This window comes from Photobacterium lipolyticum, assembly GCF_003026475.1.
GTDB classification, from domain to species: domain Bacteria; phylum Pseudomonadota; class Gammaproteobacteria; order Enterobacterales; family Vibrionaceae; genus Photobacterium; species Photobacterium lipolyticum.
Map to the genome: position 1 here is coordinate 43256 of NZ_PYMC01000019.1, position 20900 is coordinate 64155.

The following is a 20900-nucleotide window of genomic DNA, read 5'->3' on the forward strand; positions in this document are numbered from 1 at the left end:
AATGAAGGTGATATTGGCCTAACACCCAGTTCAGTCACTGGGCTAATTACGTCAATGCCACCTTTTTCAGCACTTACATACTGTTTGACAGTTACAACAGCGTCATATCAAGATGGGGCGTAGTATAAAGGAATTTTTTTTGTGACGTAACTCTTGACGCAACCGTTTGCGTGTTTTTTTTCGATCCCGCCAAAATATGAGGAAAAAGACGCCATTTAACCGTTGTAGATATCTAAAAGAGTAATTCTTCCCGAGATCAAGGCAGAGTCACTTTGCTGAGTTGTCTACCTTTGGTATAAAGAACCCCAAATTATAACGATGAGCATTTTTTGTTGAGCAATGATCTGTTAATCACGAAGGTTCGATACCTCTTCATTATCTTCCTGACATTTGTGCTACTTAGCGGGTGTAAGTGGCAGGAGAGCCCGCAAAGCGATCTTAAACAGATCCGCGAAAGTGGCGTTCTTCGGATTGGAACGCTAAACAACCAGCTGTCATATTACATTGGCACCGATGGCCCGACGGGGCTCGATTATGAACTCGCCCAGCGCTTTGCCAGTAAATTAGGTGTCAAACTGGAAATGCAGCCAATGTTTACCCTGTCCGGCCTGTTTCCCGCTTTACAACGTGGCGATGTAGATATCATTGCCGCAGGGTTGACGATCATCCCTGATCGTTTAGTCTCGTTCCATGCGGCACCGGCTTATTATTATGCCAGCCAGCTAGTGGTGTATAAAAAAGGACAATGGCGTCCGCGTACTCCGGCCGATCTTGCCAAAAATAAAGGTAGCTTAACCGTCGTCAAAGGCTCCAGCCACGAAAAACGCTTGCTAGAGCTGAAAGCTATGTATCCGAAACTGACCTGGGAATCGATCGAAGATATAGACAGCGAAGAACTGCTGCGCATGGTTGCCGCGGGTAAGCTGGATTTTACCGTTGCTGATTCAGTCGATGTCGCCCTGACCCAGCGTATTCACCCTGATATTGCACTGGCGATGGAGCTGACCGAAGATGAAGCGATCAGCTGGTTTGTCAATAGCACAACCGATGACAGCCTTTATGCGCTGTTAATTGAATTCTTCGGCGAATTGCAGCAGAGCGGTGAATTAGCCCAGCTGGAAGAAAAGTACTTTGGTCATGTCGACAAGTTTGATTATGTTGATACCCGTGCATTCTTACGAGCGATAGAGCGCAAGTTACCTCGCTGGGAGCCTCTGTTTAAGAAGTATTCCAGTGAACTTGACTGGCGTCTGATCGCCGCATTGTCATATCAGGAATCACACTGGAACCCTCGCGCGGTTTCACCCACCGGTGTAAGAGGCATGATGATGCTGACGTTACCAACCGCAAAATCGGTTGGGGTCAAAAACCGGCTCGATCCAGAGCAAAGTATCCGCGGCGGTACCGATTACCTGCGCAAGATGATCAGTCGTATTCCTGACAGTATCGAAGATCACGAAAAAGTCTGGTTCGCCCTGGCATCGTATAACGTTGGCTTCGGCCATCTGATGGACGCTCGCCGTTTAACCAAACAACAAGGCGGAAACCCTGATGCCTGGAGTGATGTTAAACAGCGCCTGCCATTGTTACGCCAGCAGAAGTACTACAAACAGACTCGCTACGGTTATGCCCGCGGGGATGAAGCGCTCAACTATGTTGAAAATATCCGCCGCTACTACCAGAGCATTATCGGTTACCAGCAAGCGCATAACCGTGAGCCGCAGAGCGAAGAAATTCAGGTGATTGATGGCTTGCAAACTATCACCCCGATCTTACCGGCCAAACAGTCCAGTGATCAGAATGTGCTCAGTAAGACTGAAACGATGAGCGAAGTCAGCCAGTAGCCTTATCTCAATAGGTTCAAATCATCCCCAACAGCTCTATTTTATGTAGGGCTGTTGGTTTTTCGAGCAAAGCTTTATACCAATCGGGATAAGTATCAAGGTGAGATCTGGATCATTCTCAATTTCATATAATTAAGTCACAATCCAAGCTATATAAAGCATCATCCGATGCTTGCTGTGAGCAGTGTTTGGCTGTCACATCTTTTCGGAAGAGAAAACAATGAGATTCTCGAAACAACATTCGGCAATGAAGCGTTTAAGGCAACGCCTCACATCGGCAGCAACCCGCCGTAAACGCTTAAGTATCAATACTCATCGTAAGACACTCTGGCGCCAGCGTACTTACATTGTTGCCGCTAACATTGCCAGCTAAGACCGCTGACTGATTGAACTGATTTTACATGCTAAAGAATAAAGCTCGGTCATTTCCTGTTTGCGGGTATTACCGAGCTTTTTATTGCAGCCTTACTATCTTAACGTTTAGCTTGCACTGCCTGTCTGGCTTTTTTCTCTGCTTTTTTTTCAGCCCGGCGACGCTTAAAAAAGGCCTGCAGTTGCACGCGGCATTCCTCGGCCAGTACGCCCGACTGGCAACCGACATGGTGATTCACCTGATCGTAACTCAACAAGTTCATCAGACTGCCTGCGGCACCGGTTTTCAGGTCATGGGCACCAAATACCACTTTGCCGATCCGGCTGTGCACCATCGCCCCCGCACACATCGGACACGGCTCTAACGTCACGTACAGTGTGGCATCAATCAAACGGTAGTTCTGCACCACTTTCCCTGCCTGACGCAATGCCATGATTTCTGCATGCGCTGTCGCATCATGCTGACCTATTGAACGGTTCCAGCCTTCACCCACAACCTGACCGTTATACACAACCACTGCGCCGACTGGCACTTCCCCTTCCGCTTCCGCCAGAGACGCCAGCTCAATCGCACGGCGCATATACAGTTCATCTTGGTTTACGTCAGTGTTCTGATCTGTCACAAGCTTTCTCAAATACGGTCATTTACCTGGGCGGCCGATTATATACCCAAGCCACCTCAAGATGCGAGATCCTGCACCTTAACGTGGTTGGGGGATAAGCCTCGTTAACGCCTGTGGCAATTGTTCCGCCAGATAATCCACCAGCATCCGCACTTTAGGAGACAAATGGCGGTTGTGGGGGTAAAGGGCCCATATCCCTTCTTTCGGCTCCTGATAATTATCCAGCACCGATATCAGGTTGCCGGCTTTAAGTTCCTCGTCAACATAGTAATCAGGTAGCTGCACCAGCCCGATCCCTTTTAACGTCGCATCGAGTAAGCCATAGCCGCTATTACAAACCAACGTTCCACAAACCCGCACACTCTTTTCTTTACCCGCTTCCTGAAAACGCCAGTAATCGTGATTGCCTACTAAACAGTTATGGTGGCGAAGCTCAGATAAAGAGTGAGGAACGCCATATTTTTCCAGATATTCAGGCGCGGCACAGACAAACTGGGTCCGGTTGGTGAGACGTTTCGCCATCATGGTAGAGCTGGATAACTTGCCTAACCGGATCGCAAGATCATAGCCCCCTTCAATCAAATCAACTTGCCGATTGGTGAGATCGACAACCACCTCGACCTCAGGATAACTCAGCATAAAATTACTTATTAGCGGCATAATGTATTTTTCGCCATACGTCACGGGGGCCGTCAGCTTCACGATACCTTGCGGGGTATCACGCAGATTACTGATAGCCCTCTCCGCCTCTTCGAGTCCATCCATGATCTGACGGCAATGGCGGTAATACACCGTTCCCTCTTCGGTCAATGACACCTTACGGGTCGTGCGGTAAAACAGCTTAGTACTGAGCCTGTTCTCCAGTGCACTGATTTGCCGGCTTACTTGTGCGGTGGAAATACCAAGCCGCTTCGATGCCGCCGTAAAGCTATCAGTCTCCGCCACGGCCACAAACTCGGTTACCCCTTCCCATAGAAACATTGCACGACCTGCCTGCTGACTTATTCAGCCCTGATTATTACACACTGGTAAAAGTAAATTGCGTTTTAACCTAATTATCATCCAGCAGGAAACAAATACAATAGCCCCCATCGAAACAAACAACGCAGCACCGCAAAGTTATTCATTGTTACCAGAATTCTCTCCTACTGTGTATGGGTAGGAATAGCATGAACCTAAACAGAGAGAACGAAAATGTCTGACCAGTTTATTAAATCCAAAGCCGCTATCGCCTGGGCTCCGAATCAACCACTCTCGGTTGAAGAAGTCGATGTGATGCTACCTAAAGCGGGTGAAGTCTTAGTGCGTATCGTCGCGACGGGTGTTTGCCATACTGATGCCTTTACACTTTCCGGCGACGATCCTGAAGGGATCTTCCCGGCAATCTTAGGTCACGAAGGTGGCGGTATTGTTGAGCAAGTCGGCGAAGGCGTAACAAGCGTACAAGTTGGCGACCACGTTATTCCTCTTTATACGCCAGAATGTGGTGAGTGCAAATTCTGTAAATCAGGCAAAACCAACCTGTGTCAGAAAATTCGTGAGACTCAGGGTAAAGGCCTGATGCCCGACGGCACGACCCGCTTCTATAAAGATGGCCAGCCTATCTTCCATTACATGGGTTGTTCGACATTCTCTGAGTACACGGTACTGCCTGAAATTTCACTGGCGAAAGTCAGCAAAGAAGCCCCACTGGAAGAAGTCTGCCTGCTAGGCTGCGGGGTCACCACGGGCATGGGTGCCGTTCTGAAAACCGCCAAAGTTCAAAAAGGCGATACCGTTGCTATCTTTGGTTTAGGCGGTATCGGCCTGTCTGCCATCATTGGTGCAACCATGGCCGGTGCCAGCCGGATCATCGGCGTTGATATTAATGAGAGCAAATATGATCTGGCGAAAAAACTGGGCGCTACGGATTGTATCAACCCGAGAGACTTTGATAAGCCCATTCAGGAAGTTATTGTTGAGATGACTGACGGCGGCGTTGACTTCTCGTTCGAGTGTATCGGTAATGTTGATGTTATGCGCTCGGCACTTGAGTGTTGCCATAAAGGCTGGGGCGAATCGGTCATCATTGGTGTTGCTGGCGCTGGTCAGGAAATTTCAACCCGCCCGTTCCAGTTAGTTACGGGGCGCGTCTGGCGTGGTTCTGCTTTCGGTGGGATAAAAGGCCGCTCTGAACTGCCGGAAATCGTTGAGCGCTACATGGCGGGTGAGTTTAAGCTGGATGATTTCATCACTCATACCATGGGCCTTGAGGCGATTAATGATGCGTTTGATCTGATGCATGAAGGTAAGAGCATCCGTTCAGTGATTCACTACGACAAATAATTGTAACCACAACCATTTAGCGCTGCATATGCAGCGCTAGTTGTTTGTATCGTCGTTTACCTTTGATAGCCATTAAGAGCCCCCTCATGACCCTAGACAATATCAGTGCCAACAAATGTTTTGGTGGCTGGAACAAGCAATACACCCATCGTTCGGCGGTATTAAATTGTGAAATGCGCTTTGCCATTTTCCTGCCGCCACAGATCAGCAAAGGGCAAAAAGTACCCGTGCTTTACTGGTTGTCGGGGCTGACCTGCACCGATGAAAACTTTATGCACAAAGCCGGCGCACAGCGCATTGCCGCAGATCTTGGGATTGCCATCGTCGCACCAGATACCAGTCCGCGCGGTGAAGGGGTTGCAGATGATCCCGATGCCGGTTATGACTTCGGTTTGGGGGCCGGCTTCTACGTCAATGCAACTCAGGCGCCATGGAATCGCCACTACCAGATGTATGATTACGTGGTCAACGAGCTGCCTGAACTGATTGAAGCACACTTTCCGGTCTCGCAGCAACGGGCGATCAGCGGTCACTCGATGGGCGGCCACGGAGCACTGACTATCGCCCTGCGCAATCCGCAGCGTTACAGCTCTGTATCCGCATTCAGCCCTATCTCGAATCCGATTAACTGCCCCTGGGGACAGAAAGCGTTTACCGGTTACTTAGGCAAAGACTGTGAAAGCTGGAAGCAATATGACGCATCAGAATTAATGAAGCAGGCTGAAACCAAGCTACCGGCCTTGGTTGATCAGGGTGATCAGGACGGCTTCCTCGCAGAGCAGTTAAAACCTGAAGCGTTAATCGCAGCAGCGCAAGCCAGCCAATATCCGTTAGAGCTGCGCATGCAGGAAGGTTATGATCACAGCTATTTTTTCATGGCGAGTTTTATCGAAGATCACCTGCGTTTTCATGCCAGCCACTTCGGGGCATAATACAACGTCCACTAAAAAGCCCGGCAAGATGCCGGGCTTTAAAATTATCCACTGAAAATATCTCAGTAAAGATTACATACTATAGGTGTACGGAGCCTGAATACCCAGCGGAATACCGAGTGCCCAGTAGGCCAGCAGGAAGAGAGTCCAACCAACCAGCATCGCGATAGAGTAAGGCATCATCATCGATGCAAGAGAACCAATACCGGAGCTCTTCACATAGCGCTGCATGTAAACAACAACCAACGGGAAGAAGACCATCATCGGCGAGATGATGTTCGATACCGAGTCACCGACGCGGTAAGCAGCCTGTGTCAGTTCAGGAGAAATACCCACCGCCATTAGCATCGGTACCAGGATTGGACCAATCAGTGCCCACTTCGCCGATGCAGAACCGACCAACAGGTTTACCAACGCGGTAAGCAGAATCATACCCACAATTGTCACCTGACCAGGCAGGTTCATGGCATGAAGCATTTCTGCACCAGAAAGCGCGAGTAGCGTCCCCAGGTTAGACTGGGTAAAGGCAACCAGGAACTGGGCAATGAAGAATGCCATAACCATGAAACTGCCCATGCTGCTCATGGTCGCTGACATTGACTTAATGACATCGTCGCTCGACTTGAACGTACCAGCCACTTTGCCGTAAACCACCCCGGGGATCACAAACAGAATGAAGATCAACGGCACGATAGACTGCATCAGTGGTGCTTTAAAGGCGGTAATTTCACCTGCCGGCGAGCGCAGTGGCGAGGTTTCCGGGTAAACAGACGCCACCAGTACCACAATACCTGCAACCATTGCCCAGCCAGCACGCGAGAAGGCTTTGCTTTCGATTTCGGTGAAAGAGCCCATATCCGGCGCTTCTTCCGCATCGTCATCAATCGCGGTATTCGCTAGACGTGGTTCAATGATTTTCTCTGTCACATACCAGCCAATACCAATAACTAAAACTGAAGATAAACCAGTAAATAGCAAATTAGATAACGGGTTAACAATGTATGCCGGATCGAGGATTTGCGCCGCAGACTGGGTAAAACCAGCAAGAAGAGGATCGATACCTGAAGGAATAAAGTTCGCAGAGAAACCACCGGATACACCCGCGAATGCCGCAGCAATACCCGCAAGAGGGTGACGGCCTGCCGCATGGAAAATGATACCACCTAGCGGGATAACCAAGACGTAACCCGCATCCGCCGCAGTGTGCGATACAATGGCCACCAGGATCAGCATCGGTGTTAACAGTTTCGCCGGGGTGAAGTTAAGCATTTTCTTCAGGCCGGTATTGATAAAGCCAGACGCTTCTGCCACGCCGACACCCAGCATCGCGACCAATACAATCCCCAGAGGGGCAAAACCGGTGAAGTTCTTCACCATATTCGCCAAGAAACTGGCAAATGATTCACCCGTTAGCAGGTTTTTCACTTCAACAGCCTGTCCGGTTACAGGGTGAACAAAACCAAAGTCAAATTGAGACAATATTGCGGACAGCACCCAGACAATGATTAGTCCCCAGAAGAACAGCAACGCAGGATCCGGAATTCTGTTTCCTGTTCGCTCAATTACGTTTAAAAATTTATCCATTGCACTGGAGGGCATATCCGGTGCTTTTTGTACGGCTTCGTTACTCATGGGAGCTCCATGCTCTTGATGATGTTGTTAATTTGCGGCGGTGTATTTACCAATCGGGTTCGACAGATATTTTGATCTTATCGCCAGTCAATCTGATGCTTTCTTGGTACAAGAAAACCCCCACAGATTGTAATAAAAACGACAACAAAAAAAGCACGTTAAGCTAACCAATCACCAATACTAGACAGGTTATATTGTAAATAAATATTAATACCCTACATAACCCCAACAATTATAAAACAACAGCACCTCACAGAGACAACAATAGTCGTTACAATAAAATCGCTAAAGGGCTAGATCACTAATAGCATTAGTATGATTTGCTTAAACAGAATTCCCGGAGCACGCTCTGAATCATGCACTTATCGTGTGACAGAAACCAAAAAAGACACCCTAAGGTGTCTTTTGAATTCATGCTTGCCGAATTGGCTCGACAAGCACGATGTGTTTTACTTTCGTCGCAAGTTCATGCCAAACGTGACATGAACCCGCAAAGAAAAATTATTCCCACTCGATAGTTGCAGGCGGTTTACCCGATATATCGTAAACCACACGCGAGATCCCATCGACTTCATTGATGATACGGTTCGAAACCTTACCTAAGAAGTCATATGGCAGGTGTGCCCAATGCGCAGTCATAAAGTCGATTGTCTCAACCGCACGCAGAGAGACAACCCAGTCGTATTTACGACCGTCACCCATCACACCAACAGAGCGAACAGGCAGGAATACGGTGAATGCCTGAGACACCTTGTTATAAAGATCGGCGTTGTGCAGCTCTTCAATGAAGATAGCATCCGCACGACGCAGCAAGTCACAATACTCTTTCTTCACCTCGCCCAGAACACGCACGCCCAGACCAGGCCCCGGGAATGGGTGACGATAAAGCATGTTGTAAGGCAGGCCTAGTTCTAAACCAATCTTACGCACTTCATCTTTGAACAGCTCTTTAAGCGGTTCAACCAGACCCATCTCCATATCATCAGGCAGACCGCCCACATTGTGGTGCGATTTGATAACGTGCGCTTTGCCTGTTTTTGAAGCCGCTGATTCAATCACATCCGGGTAAATGGTTCCCTGAGCCAACCATTTAGCATTCTTCAGTTTCTTTGATTCTTCATCGAATACATCGATAAACACATGACCAATGATCTTACGTTTTGCTTCAGGATCGTTCTCGCCAGCCAATGCATCTAAGAAACGGTCTTCTGCTTTAACATGTATAATATTCAGGCCGAAGTGGTCACCAAACATGTCCATGACCTGCTCACCTTCGTTTAAGCGAAGCAAGCCGTTATCAACAAATACACAGGTCAGCTTGTCACCAATGGCACGGTGAATAAGCATGGCGACGACGGATGAATCAACACCACCAGACAGACCGAGAATAACTTCATCATCGCCTACCTGCTCTTTGATATCGGCAATAGCATTTTCGATGATGTTGGCCGATGTCCAAAGCTTCTCACAGCCGCAGATATTAAGAACGAAGTTCTCGATAATACGCATGCCCTGACGGGTATGGGTAACTTCCGGGTGGAACTGCACACCGTAGAAATGCTTCTCTTCGTTGGCAATTGCCGCAAACGGGCAAGTATCAGTTTGCGCAACCTTAACAAAATCAGACGGGATTTCGACCACTTTATCACCGTGGCTCATCCATACATCCAGCAACCCATTGCCATCTTCGGCTACTGCATCTTCGATATTTTTCAGGAATGATGTTGGTTCAATTATTTCGACTTGCGCGTAACCAAATTCACGCATTGAAGAGCCCGCAACTTTACCGCCAAGCTGCTCGGCCATGGTTTGCATGCCATAACACACACCAAATACAGGTACACCCGCTTCAAACACATATTGTGGTGCGCGAGGTGATTCATCTCCGGTTACGCTCTCCGGCCCACCAGAAAGGATGATACCGTTCGGGTTGAAATCACGAATATCGGCTTCATCAACGTCCCAGCTCCAAAGCTCACAATAAACACCGATTTCACGGATACGGCGGGCGATCAACTGAGTATATTGAGAACCAAAATCCAGAATAAGGATACGTTGGTCATGAATATTTGTAGATGTAGTCATTATCGAGAAGTCTCAAAAATAAATAAAAATAGTGAGGGGGCAATAAAACGCCCCCCGATCTTATACAAGTTTCCCGCTCAGGCAAACGTTTTCGTCGCGTTCGAATGATCTGTAAACAAATTAACGCATACGGTAGTTAGGTGCCTCTTTCGTAATGGTCACATCGTGGACATGTGACTCTTTGATACCAGCACCAGAAATGCGAACAAACTCAGCTTTAGTGCGCATTTCTTCAATCGTCGCAGAGCCGGTCAGGCCCATGCTTGAACGAAGGCCGCCCATTTGCTGGTGAACGATTTCTTTGACATGGCCTTTGTAATCAACGCGACCTTCGATACCTTCAGGTACCAGCTTGTCTGCGGCGTTATCAGACTGGAAGTAACGATCAGAAGAACCTTGAGACATCGCACCGAGTGAGCCCATACCACGGTAAGATTTATAAGCACGGCCTTGATACAGTTCAACTTCGCCCGGTGCTTCTTCAGTGCCCGCGAACATTGAACCGACCATTACGCATGATGCGCCAGCAGCAATCGCTTTACACATGTCACCAGAGTAGCGGATACCACCATCGGCGATAACAGGAATACCAAAGTCTGATGCTGCATCGACAGCTTCAGAAATAGCCGTTAGCTGAGGAACACCCACACCGGTAACGATACGTGTGGTACAGATAGAACCAGGGCCAATACCAACCTTAACCGCATCAACACCTGCATCGATAAGTCCGCGCGCACCTGAAGCCGTCGCGACATTACCACCGATGATTTGTAGTTCAGGGAAGGCTGCACGGGTTTCACGAATGCGTTGCAGAACGCCCTCCGAGTGACCGTGAGAAGAGTCGATAAGCAGCACATCAACACCTGCTTCAACCAATGCCTTAACGCGTTCTTCGTTCCCCGCGCCGGCACCAACAGCAGCGCCAACACGCAGGCGGCCTAGCTCATCTTTACATGCGTTAGGCTTACGTTCCGCTTTCTGGAAGTCTTTCGCGGTGATCATGCCTTTAAGCTGGAAGTTATCATTCACCAATAGCACTTTCTCTACACGGTGCTCTTGCATGATGGCTTCAACTTCTTCACGCGAAGCACCTTCTTTCGCTGCCGCCAACTTATCTTTTGGCGTCATCACTTGTTCAACCAGCATCGAAAGGTCGGTAACAAAACGTACATCACGGCCAGTAATGATACCAACAAGCTCGTTGTTATCTGATACAACCGGATAACCAGCAAAGCCATTTATTGCAGTCAGTTCTTTCACGTCAGCAATCGTAGCCGTTGGTTTTACCGTCACAGGTTCAGACACCACGCCAGCCTCGAACTTTTTAACCATGCGAACCTGATCCGCTTGCTGTTCGATAGACATGTTTTTGTGGATGAAACCGATACCACCTTCCTGAGCTAACGCAATTGCGAAACGCCCCTCGGTTACTGTGTCCATTGCAGCAGAAACCATAGGAATGTTTAGCGTAATTTTCTTCGTTAGTTGGGTGCGCAGATCGGCAGTGTTAGGGAGAACCGTAGAGTGTGCTGGAACCAGCAGAACATCATCAAAAGTTAGAGCTTCTTGTTTGATACGTAACATTGCAATATCTCACACCGAGTTAGGGTTTATAGAAGGATAAAATATTGCGAACGAATTATACGTAGGGTGCAATCGTTTGGCTACAAAAAAATTATATTTTTTTATTGACACTTTTCACTTGATACGTAATATATGTCGGTTAAGTTTCCGGTGCTGCGGTCAGACGTGTACGCCCATGATCTGTCTATAGATCTGCCTGTACACTTTTCATTCTCTTCCAGCACTTCACTTTGCCTTTCGACAACAGGTGTCTCACCTCGTGACTATGTTCGCTCAACAGACCCAATCTAACGATCGTATCTATACCGTTTCCAGCCTGAATGCCGAAGTCCGATTATTACTCGAAAATGAAATGGGTATCGTCTGGCTGGTTGGTGAACTGTCAAACCTGTCGATGCCCGTTTCCGGCCACTGGTACTTCACCCTGAAAGATTCCCGCGCTCAGGTAAAATGTGCCATGTTCAAGGGTAACAACCGCAGGGTAACCTTCAAGCCAGCCAATGGCACCCAGGTACTGGTTAAAGCGCGTTTGTCACTGTATGAACCGCGTGGTGATTACCAGCTGATTATCGAAAGCATGCAGCCGGAAGGGGATGGTCGCTTACAGCAACAATTTGAGCAGCTAAAGATGGCTCTTGCCGCTGAAGGGTTATTTGCCCAATCACTGAAGAAATCACTGCCGGAGCAGCCTCAGCGAGTGGGGATTGTGACCTCGAAAACGGGTGCGGCACTGCACGATATTCTGAACGTTTTACAACGCCGCGATCCAAACCTGCCCATTGTTATTTACCCGACGATGGTACAGGGAGAAGGCGCTGCTATCTCGATCGCACAAGCCATCGGGCGTGCCAATACCCGTCAGGAATGTGATGTATTGATTGTTGGGCGAGGCGGTGGCTCGCTGGAAGATTTGTGGGCCTTCAACGAAGAAATTGTGGCTCGTACTATCGCCGCCAGCCAGATCCCAGTCGTCAGTGCGGTCGGCCACGAAGTCGATGTGACGATTGCTGATTTTGTTGCCGATGTTCGCGCGCCGACACCGTCTGCAGCCGCAGAACTGGTCAGTCGCGACATGACTCATCAGACTCAGAAAATTGACCAGAAAAGACAACAGTTACAACATGCCTTCCGTCACTATATGACGGAACACTCTGCCCGTCTGGTACAGTTGCATCACCGCTTAGAGCGCCAGCATCCGCAATTGCGATTAAATCAGCAACAGCAGCATCTTGACGATATTTCTAGCCGCTTAGAACGCGCAATCAATAAGCTAACAACTGGGCATCATCAGCATTTAGAGCGGATCGAATACAAGCTGGCTTTACATTCTCCGGCGCAAACAATTAAACACAATTCGACCCGACTGAAGCAGGCAGAACGCCGCCTGCTCGATGCCATGGATCGCCGCCTGCTCAATGCCAGCCACAAACTGGCAATGGCCGCTGAAAAGCTGGAAACCGTAAGCCCGCTGGCAACCCTTGGACGCGGTTATTCCATTACCCGGGACACCAAGGGGAATGTGATCCGTCGTGCTGACCAAGTTAAGGCCGGGGATGAATTACACACTAAAGTGGCGGAAGGCGAAATCCGCTCTGTCGTCACGGAATAACCCGCAAAATATCCCATCCCCATTACAACAAACGTCGCTTTAAGCGACGTTTGTTATTTCAGAAGGCGAGATAAGCGCAGATGAACTACGCTTTTTCGAAACGGATTTTAACCCGGGACTTAGATTTTAACTCGTTGCAACTATTGCAAAAATAACTCGCTGATCCACATGCCTGAAGCTTTTCCATTTCATCGTTACAGTCGGGGCAAAATGCCCTTTTCTTCACGGCATGCTGACACGAATCGCAATAATAACCATCGTTCTTCCAGCTCAGTTCACTTTGACAGCTGGGGCATAGATTACTGCTCATAACATCCTCTTCCTTTTAAATCATCTTTCCACATGATGAGATCATATTACAAACATAATACGGATTACACTTTCGATCCCTTGTTCCTACACAGATACATTTATTCTAATGATCCTGATCGCGTAAACAGACAAAAATGAAACCGGTTTATGTAACCGGTTTCATTTTCACGGTACTGTCCGTATATTCCTTTCAACCACCTAAAGGTAATCGTGCCATGGCGACCAGTAAAATCACATCTCTGTTTCCAGACAACTTCTTGTGGGGAGCGGCTTCTGCTGCCTATCAAGTCGAAGGGGCTTACAATATTGACGGTAAAGGCCCGTCAATCTGGGATATTTTCTCGCACCAGCCAGGTACCACACATGAAGGTACTAATGGCGATGTTGCCGCCGATCACTACCACCGCTTCAAAGAAGATGTGGCTTTGATGGCTGAGCTGGGGATGCAGAGCTATCGCTTTTCTATTAGCTGGCCACGTTTATTTCCTGAAGGTCGCGGCAAGGTTAACGCGGCAGGTGTGAAGTTTTACAGCGATTTGATTGATGAGTTGCTCAGGCACGGCATCAAACCAATGATTACGTTATATCATTGGGATTTGCCGCAAGCCTTACAGGATATCGGCGGCTGGGAATCTCGTGAAACTGTCGATGCCTTTGAGCAATACGCCCGCCTGTGCTATCAGGAATTTGGTAACCGTGTCGAATTATGGTCAACCTTCAATGAAACATTAATCTTTATCGGTATGGGTTACTTCACCGGCGCCCACCCTCCGGGTTTACATGATCCGAAGCGTGGCATCCAAGCGTGTCACCATGTATTCATTGCGCATGCCAGAGCCGTGAAGACATTCCGCGAATACAAAAACACAGGTCAAATACCGGCAAATGGGCAGATCGGTTTTGTCAACGTCATGCAACCCCACGACTCGATTACGAATAGCTCTGAAGATGTTGCGGCTTGCCAAATGGCAGACGATCTTCTCACCCATTGGTTATATGATCCGGTATTAAAAGGCGAATACCCCGCCCATATTCTCAACCTCGCGCAACTCACCTGGGACGTGCCGGAGTTTGCACCAGAAGATGAAGCGTTACTCAAAGACAACATCTGTGACTTTATCGGCGTGAACTACTACAAACGCGAATGGGTTGCGGCGAATCCTGATGTTGATAACACTAAAATCAATACCACAGGCAATAAAGGTTCCGGGCAAGAGTTTGGTATTAAAGGCCTGTTCAAATTTGTTCATAATCCCCAGTCAACTTATACCGATTGGGATTGGGAAATCTACCCTGAAGGGCTGTGCGTTGGCATGATGCGCTTGAAAGAGCGTTATGGTGATATTCCGTTCTACATTACGGAAAACGGCCTTGGGGCTAAAGATCCGATCATTGACGGTGAGGTTATTGACCAGCCGCGCATTGATTATCTTGCCAGCCATATTGATGCCGCAGAATTGGCCATCAAACAGGGTATCGATGTACGCGGTTACTACCCGTGGTCGTTTATTGATTTACTCAGCTGGTTAAATGGCTACCAGAAACAATACGGATTTGTGTATGTCGACCGCGAGAATGATTTGCAGCGCAAGCGTAAGAAGTCCTTCTTCTGGTACAAAGACGTCATTGCCTCCAATGGCAGCAAACGTTAATTCACTTTGTTGATTTATATCATTGCCCGACGACGTTCGGGCTTTTTATTCGTCTCCACAACACGCGGAATGAAAATTGATGGCAACCATCAAAGATGTATGTAAGTTAGCAGGGGTCTCGAAAGCCACTGTCTCACGGGTATTAAACAATACCGGCCAAGTGAAGAAAGCCACTACCGAGGCAGTCTATCAGGCGATGGAAGCACTGGACTATAAACCCAATAGCCTTGCCCGTGCTTTAGCAACCAACACTACCAACACCCTTGGCTTGGTGGTTTCTGCCTTTGAGGGTGCACACTTCAGCAGCCTGATGAGACGAGCATCAGAGACAGCAGCCGCGGCAGGAAGGCAGCTGCTGATTATGAATGGGGGCCACAGCCGCGAAACCGAACAACAAGCCATTGATAGCCTGGTTGAGCGTAAGGTCGATGGCATTATTCTTTACACCCGCAAGATGCCCGAAGATGCGCTAAAACAGTTGCTGAGAAACTTACCGATCCCTTTGATTGTTATTAATCAACAGGTTGAAGGTTTTGAAGAGCGTTGTATCAGCTTTAATCAATACCAGGCCGCGCAGCAAGCCACAGAATTTCTGCTCAGCAAAGGCCATAAAGACATAGCCTGCATTACAGGGCCGGATTCGTCAGCAAATTCTGGCCTTCGCCTGCAGGGCTTCAAAGACACATTAGCCGCACACCGACTTCAGTCCTGCGGTATCTATCGCGGTGATTACTTTAGCCAGAGTGGTTACCGCGCTTGTAATGATCTGTTAGCAAGTAAACTGTCTTTTAGCGCCATTTTTACCGCAAACGACAATATGGCTATGGGGGCGATTCGCGCACTGCACGAAGCGGGGTTGCGAGTGCCACACGATATTTCAGTGTTCGGTTTTGATAATGACCCGGCAGGCGAATTCACTATACCTAGCTTAACTACCGTCATGGTTCCGATAGAGGAAATGGCACGCTCTGCTATCGAACAAGCCTTACGACTTATCGACGGGCAAGAGATCAGCACTATTGCGCTTTTTTCGGGCAACTTGATCATTCGTGAATCCGTTGATCATTTGTAAAAACTATCGTGATCAGCGATCTGGTCTCAAAAGAACATTTATCAATACGCATCCCGAAAGCATAAGTTACATGTGCTGTATTTGGATTTATAGCGATATATACAACTACAGATTTGTATTTTAAGCTGTAGATCCAGCAGTAACCAAATATCACAAAATCCGAAGGTACCCTCTTACAATCCCAGTAATAACAAGCTTCTTACCAGCACTGGCATGATCAGTGTAAGCACTGGCAACATAGCAGCAATAGCGGTTTCACGCTTTTCCAGAGACTCAAGGATGACCTCGGATCCCTGCATTTGATCAAAAAAATCTCCAGGAAGGCGATCTTACTGTTTAGTATAAGATGTGGTGTAATAGAAAAAATCATGCTTTTATATGGGTTATCATGACAAGCTCTTGTTCACTGGTCAGTTGGAACTCAACAAATAGCGCACGGTACTCGGCAAGAGACTGTATATGGGTACCACCACACGGGATCTCGATAACCTCCCCCTCTTTCAAATCACACTGCCAGTAACGGGAATCGGTTAACGCCGGACCCTCGCGGCGCATAATCACGGCCGCACCATCCTGACGCCAGGCTTCTAGCTGCTGGTTGACTCGCTCTTTGACACTGTTCAGGTTTTCCAGCATATCGGCCGTATTCAAACCACGTTTACGTAATGTTTTGCCCAAGCGGTAGGTATCGGTACTGCAATCTTCACTCACGACGCTTTGCTGCTGAGCATAACCATGGAAGTCATAATGCCCGAGTTCATCTTTGCGCGGTGCATCTTTACGCCAATAATCACTATGCAGTACTTTATTTAATGCCAGAGAAGAGAGATGACCCGCACTGTGACCACGGCTTAATGCTTGCTGATGAATTTTATCAACACTCAATACCACACGCTCACCCGCCTTACACTCAACATTCTCGGCAATATGATGAACGACGACAAATGCCCAGCCTGCTTCATCACGTTTTACCGGGATATCGCTGCCGACATAAAGCGTATTGGTTGCTAAATCGACGGCACCGGTAAAGCAGCCAGCAACAGCAAAACTTACATCACCAACAGCAATCGTCCCCTTGTCTGCAGGGTGATCGGGCCATATATGGCTCACCGGGTGAAAAGGTGTCTGGTTGGTTACAACCCAGGTTCCTCCTTGATTTGCCGATTCACATAACTGAACCTCCGCTTCTGATTGCCACAGCGGAACGGTAAACAACACATGAGTAGGGGTAACAACAGACATCATCTTTCCTTCACTTCAAGTCACAAACGACTTTTTAATACCAGTCAGGATAATACCAAACTGATCTACGGCAAATCAGAATACAAACCAAGAATATCTGACTAACCCACAGATAAAAAAATACCCAGCACACAGGCCGGGTACTTCCATTGAGTCTTAGTAGGCAATATTACTTGCGACGATCTTTGATCGCACCAGTGAGTCGCTTACGTTTACGCTCTTGAGAAACTGTTAACTTCTGCTTAGTGGTTTCAAACGGGTTATCACTGCTCTGGAACTGAATACGGATCGGTGTCCCCATCATTTCCAGTGAGCGGCGGTAGTAGTTCATCAAGTAACGCTTGTATGAACCCGGCAACTCGTTCACCTGATTACCGTGAATAACGATAATTGGCGGGTTATAACCACCTGCGTGGGCATATTTCAGTTTCACACGGCGACCGCGAACCAATGGCGGCTGGTGATCATCTTGTGCCATCTGCATGATACGTGTCAGCAATGAAGTACTGATCCGTTTCGTCGCCGATTGGTATGCTTCCTGTACTGATTCGTACAAGTGACCGACACCCGTACCGTGCAACGCAGAAATAAAGTGAATACGGGCAAAATCGACAAAGCCAAGACGACGGTCAAGTTCAGACTTAACACGCTCTTTTACTTCATTATCAAGACCATCCCACTTATTCACCGCAAGCACCAGAGAGCGACCCGCATTAAGAACAAAGCCCAGCAAGCTTAGATCCTGATCGGAGATGTTTTCACGTGCATCAATGACCAGCAGTACCACGTTGGCATCTTCTACGGCTTTTAGCGTCTGAATAACAGAGAACTTCTCAACAGCCTGATTCATATTTTTACGACGACGGACACCTGCGGTATCAATCAGGACATATTCCTGATCATCACGCTCCATCGGGATATAGATAGAATCACGAGTCGTACCCGGCATGTCATACACAACAACACGCTCTTCGCCCAGAATACGGTTCGTTAGTGTCGACTTACCGACATTTGGACGACCAATAATCGCCAGCTTAATCGGCTGTTCCTGCAGGCGTTTGTATGCCGCTTCTGCATCTTCCTCAGTCAGATTCGCATTTTCAATGTCTTCAACCGAAGTCAGATCAACCAGACCTTCTTCTGCTTCGTCTTCCTGCATTTTTTCAGCGAACGGTGCCAGTGCACGTTCCATCAGAGCCGTTACACCACGGTTCTGAGCCGCTGCGATTTGATACATCGCATCGACACCTAACTTCCAGAAATCAGCACAAGCGCTGTCAGCGTCAATGCCGTCGATCTTGTTCACTACAAGGAACGTCGGCTTTTCACGACTGCGAAGGTGTTTGGCGATAGCTTCATCCGATACCGTTAGGCCAGCACGACCATCAACCAAAAATAACACCACGTCGGCTTCTTCAATCGCCATTAGCGATTGCTCAGCCATTTTGGTTTCTACACCTTCTTCCGTACCGTCAATACCGCCGGTATCGATAACAATAAATTCATGCTCTTCGAGCTCAGCTTTACCGTATTTACGATCCCTTGTTAGGCCAGGAAAGTCAGCTACCAGCGCATCCCTTGTGCGGGTAAGACGGTTGAACAACGTCGATTTACCCACATTCGGGCGCCCGACAAGGGCAACAACAGGAATCATAACTACCTCTTACTTATAATATTTTTACTGATACTAATTCCGTTCATTGTTGTCTTCAGCAGAATCACTATTCTGCCATCAACCGACAATAATTTAGGGAACGGATATAACAATAACGGCCCCTGACTGTATAAACAGCAGGAGCCGAGATTCAATCTTAACACGTAAAGACTATGGCGTTTGCATTTTATTTATGCTGCCATCACGCGTCACGACCAGGTAACCATCACTCAGTTTCACTGGCGGAATGGCAATGCCGCTGCCATCCGTTTTCTGCTGAGCAACAAACTCACCGCTGTAAGGATCTAACCAGTGCAGATAACCTTCACTGTCGCCCAGCACGACATAGCCAGAAATCGAAGCCGGTGCACTCAGTAAACGGTATTCCAGATCTTTGTTCTGCCACAGTTCGGTACCACTACGAATATCAACCGCAACAATATGATCTTTATCTGTCACTAAGTATAACTGGTTACCATCAATCACAAAATCTTTTGCCGACGAGTAGCTACGCTTCCAGGCAACCTTACCAGTTCTTAACTCAATCGACACCAGCGCACCGTTATAACCCACCGCATACAGACGTTCGCCCGCAATCACTGGGGTGGCATCGACGTCAATCAGACGATCGATTTCAGTCGCACCTTTCGGTGAACCAATCGGTTGCTGCCATAACAATTGACCGGTATTGATAAGGGCACCAGCCAGACGGCCATTCGCTTGTCCCCAGAAAATACCGCCAGAGATAGCAACCGGTGAACTGTCACCGCGTAATGTCAGGGTTGGAACTTCATTACTGAGCTGCCATTTCTGTTCGCCAGTATCCGCATCCAGGGCCTGAAGTACGCCGCGGCTGGTATTGACAACAACCATACCCTCGTCAACAAGAGGTGCAGCAAGCACTTCGCCTTCGACTTTGGTACGCCAGATTTCTTCGCCAGTCTCTTCATCTAAGGCAATAACATCAGCGTTTTCGGTGCCAATGAACAATTTGCCATACGACAACACAATACCACCCGACAGTTTTGCGGTGACATCGGTTTCCAGATCCTGTTGCCAAAGCACCTTACCGGTTTCCGGGTCCAGTGCTTTTACGATACCGTTACGGTCGGCAGCAAAAATTTTGCCATAGCCTTCTGCCGGAGACAGATTAGAAAAATAACCTGATACCCCGTCACCGACGGTTTGGCTCCAGATTTTAGTCGGCGAGAAAGCACTCTCGACGACCGGTAATGGAGCCATTTGAATCGAATCTTCCTCGCCGGCACAACCGACAAGAACACCAAGAGTCAGCGCAACGGATAATGCTTGCTTGAACACCTTTTGCATATTTATCCGCCTTTACTGCGCTAGATCATCAAGCTTCATTTGCAATACTGGCGAGGCACCTAACTGCTGTGCACTCACGTAAGCTTCACGAGCAGCAATGGCATCACCTTTTTGCAGAAAAATATCACCACGCAGCTCAGAGACTTTCGCCTGCCAGCTTTCAATCGTGACTTTGTCTAGTTCAGCCAAAGCCTCATCGAATTTCTGCTGCTCAGCAAAAATACGTGCTAAACGTGTTTTTGCTAAAGGTAAGATTGCTTCATCCTTGGTCTGGCCAACAACCCAAGTAAGTTGCTCTATCGCACCATCCAGTTCGCCGAGCTTCACTTGCGCTTTAGCCAGCTGAAGTGCGGCAAGTACTGAATACTGACTACTCTCATTGGCAGCAATAAATGCTTTTACTTCAGAGATAGCATTTTCACTGCCACTGTCTAACGTATTCATTGCTTGCGTATAGGTTTCAGAAGCCTGCTCTTTCGCTGACTGAATCTCACCTTGATAGTAACGCCAGCCGTACAGACCACCCAAACCAATCACAGCACCCAGAACAACGGCTTTGCCGTTCTCTTTCCACCACGACTTAATCGCTTCAACCTGCTGTTCTTCGGTCTCGTAGACTTCCACTTCCTGTCC

At 48.2% G+C, this 20900-nt stretch carries 18 protein-coding genes; 7 read left to right on the forward strand and 11 right to left on the reverse strand.

The window, feature by feature from the left end:
- The first annotated feature begins 329 nt into the window (after positions 1-329).
- Together mltF and C9I89_RS22590 are read left to right on the forward strand one after the other, a co-directional pair.
- A complete protein-coding gene (mltF, locus tag C9I89_RS19260; protein ID WP_107284943.1) occupies positions 330-1844 on the forward strand; it encodes a membrane-bound lytic murein transglycosylase MltF in 1515 nt (504 codons plus the stop codon).
- A 220-nt stretch (positions 1845-2064) separates the two neighbouring features.
- The gene (locus tag C9I89_RS22590) at positions 2065-2217 is read left to right on the forward strand and encodes a hypothetical protein (protein WP_170107741.1); all 153 of its coding nucleotides are present in this window, start codon (positions 2065-2067) and stop codon (positions 2215-2217) included.
- Between the two features lie 100 nt (positions 2218-2317).
- Here the strand turns inward: C9I89_RS22590 and tadA are convergent, their stop codons facing one another.
- Both tadA and C9I89_RS19270 read right to left on the reverse strand, forming a co-directional pair.
- Entirely contained in the window at positions 2318-2839 is a 522-nt protein-coding gene (gene tadA / locus C9I89_RS19265; protein WP_107284944.1) for a tRNA adenosine(34) deaminase TadA, read from the reverse strand.
- A 78-nt stretch (positions 2840-2917) separates the two neighbouring features.
- Positions 2918-3820, reverse strand: coding sequence for a LysR family transcriptional regulator (locus C9I89_RS19270; protein ID WP_107284945.1), 903 nt, complete (start codon positions 3818-3820; stop codon positions 2918-2920).
- Positions 3821-4033: 213 nt separating this feature from the next.
- On the opposite strand from C9I89_RS19270, the gene C9I89_RS19275 reads away from it, so the two are divergent.
- Positions 4034-5164 (forward strand): S-(hydroxymethyl)glutathione dehydrogenase/class III alcohol dehydrogenase, encoded by a 1131-nt coding sequence (locus C9I89_RS19275; protein ID WP_107284946.1) that lies wholly within the window; start codon positions 4034-4036, stop codon positions 5162-5164.
- 86 nt (positions 5165-5250) lie between these two features.
- Complete coding sequence (gene fghA, locus C9I89_RS19280; RefSeq protein ID WP_107284947.1) at positions 5251-6096, forward strand: S-formylglutathione hydrolase; 846 nt, start codon at positions 5251-5253, stop codon at positions 6094-6096.
- A gap of 72 nt (positions 6097-6168) precedes the next feature.
- On the opposite strand, the gene C9I89_RS19285 is transcribed toward fghA, so the two are convergent.
- From C9I89_RS19285 to guaB, 3 genes are all read right to left on the reverse strand, one after another.
- Complete coding sequence (locus tag C9I89_RS19285; RefSeq protein ID WP_107284948.1) at positions 6169-7728, reverse strand: AbgT family transporter; 1560 nt, start codon at positions 7726-7728, stop codon at positions 6169-6171.
- A 501-nt stretch (positions 7729-8229) separates the two neighbouring features.
- Positions 8230-9813 carry a glutamine-hydrolyzing GMP synthase gene (gene guaA / locus C9I89_RS19290; RefSeq protein ID WP_107284949.1) on the reverse strand — a complete coding sequence of 528 codons (1584 nt, stop codon included), beginning with the start codon at positions 9811-9813 and terminating at the stop codon, positions 8230-8232.
- Between the two features lie 120 nt (positions 9814-9933).
- Positions 9934-11397 (reverse strand): IMP dehydrogenase, encoded by a 1464-nt coding sequence (gene guaB / locus C9I89_RS19295; protein ID WP_107284950.1) that lies wholly within the window; start codon positions 11395-11397, stop codon positions 9934-9936.
- 265 nt (positions 11398-11662) lie between these two features.
- Here guaB and xseA point away from each other — a divergent pair, with 265 nt between their 5' ends.
- A complete protein-coding gene (xseA, locus tag C9I89_RS19300; protein WP_425440424.1) occupies positions 11663-13006 on the forward strand; it encodes an exodeoxyribonuclease VII large subunit in 1344 nt (447 codons plus the stop codon).
- 85 nt (positions 13007-13091) lie between these two features.
- On the opposite strand, the gene C9I89_RS19305 is transcribed toward xseA, so the two are convergent.
- Positions 13092-13316: a zinc ribbon domain-containing protein gene (locus C9I89_RS19305; RefSeq protein ID WP_107284952.1), complete on the reverse strand. Its 225-nt coding sequence runs from the start codon at positions 13314-13316 to the stop codon at positions 13092-13094.
- Positions 13317-13452: 136 nt separating this feature from the next.
- Here C9I89_RS19305 and C9I89_RS19310 point away from each other — a divergent pair, with 136 nt between their 5' ends.
- Complete coding sequence (locus tag C9I89_RS19310; RefSeq protein ID WP_245905529.1) at positions 13453-14970, forward strand: GH1 family beta-glucosidase; 1518 nt, start codon at positions 13453-13455, stop codon at positions 14968-14970.
- A gap of 79 nt (positions 14971-15049) precedes the next feature.
- The gene (locus C9I89_RS19315; protein ID WP_107284953.1) at positions 15050-16042 is read left to right on the forward strand and encodes a LacI family DNA-binding transcriptional regulator; all 993 of its coding nucleotides are present in this window, start codon (positions 15050-15052) and stop codon (positions 16040-16042) included.
- Between the two features lie 173 nt (positions 16043-16215).
- On the opposite strand, the gene C9I89_RS22995 is transcribed toward C9I89_RS19315, so the two are convergent.
- The 5 genes from C9I89_RS22995 to C9I89_RS19335 all read right to left on the reverse strand — a co-directional run bounded on the left by C9I89_RS22995 (position 16216) and on the right by C9I89_RS19335 (position 20891).
- Positions 16216-16341 (reverse strand): hypothetical protein, encoded by a 126-nt coding sequence (locus tag C9I89_RS22995; RefSeq protein ID WP_281258269.1) that lies wholly within the window; start codon positions 16339-16341, stop codon positions 16216-16218.
- Between the two features lie 67 nt (positions 16342-16408).
- The gene (locus tag C9I89_RS19320) at positions 16409-17284 is read right to left on the reverse strand and encodes an alanyl-tRNA editing protein (RefSeq protein WP_107284954.1); all 876 of its coding nucleotides are present in this window, start codon (positions 17282-17284) and stop codon (positions 16409-16411) included.
- A 169-nt stretch (positions 17285-17453) separates the two neighbouring features.
- Entirely contained in the window at positions 17454-18938 is a 1485-nt protein-coding gene (der, locus tag C9I89_RS19325; RefSeq protein WP_107284955.1) for a ribosome biogenesis GTPase Der, read from the reverse strand.
- A 171-nt stretch (positions 18939-19109) separates the two neighbouring features.
- Positions 19110-20267 (reverse strand): outer membrane protein assembly factor BamB, encoded by a 1158-nt coding sequence (bamB, locus tag C9I89_RS19330; protein ID WP_107284956.1) that lies wholly within the window; start codon positions 20265-20267, stop codon positions 19110-19112.
- 12 nt (positions 20268-20279) lie between these two features.
- Entirely contained in the window at positions 20280-20891 is a 612-nt protein-coding gene (locus tag C9I89_RS19335) for a YfgM family protein (protein WP_107284957.1), read from the reverse strand.
- Positions 20892-20900 lie beyond the last annotated feature (9 nt).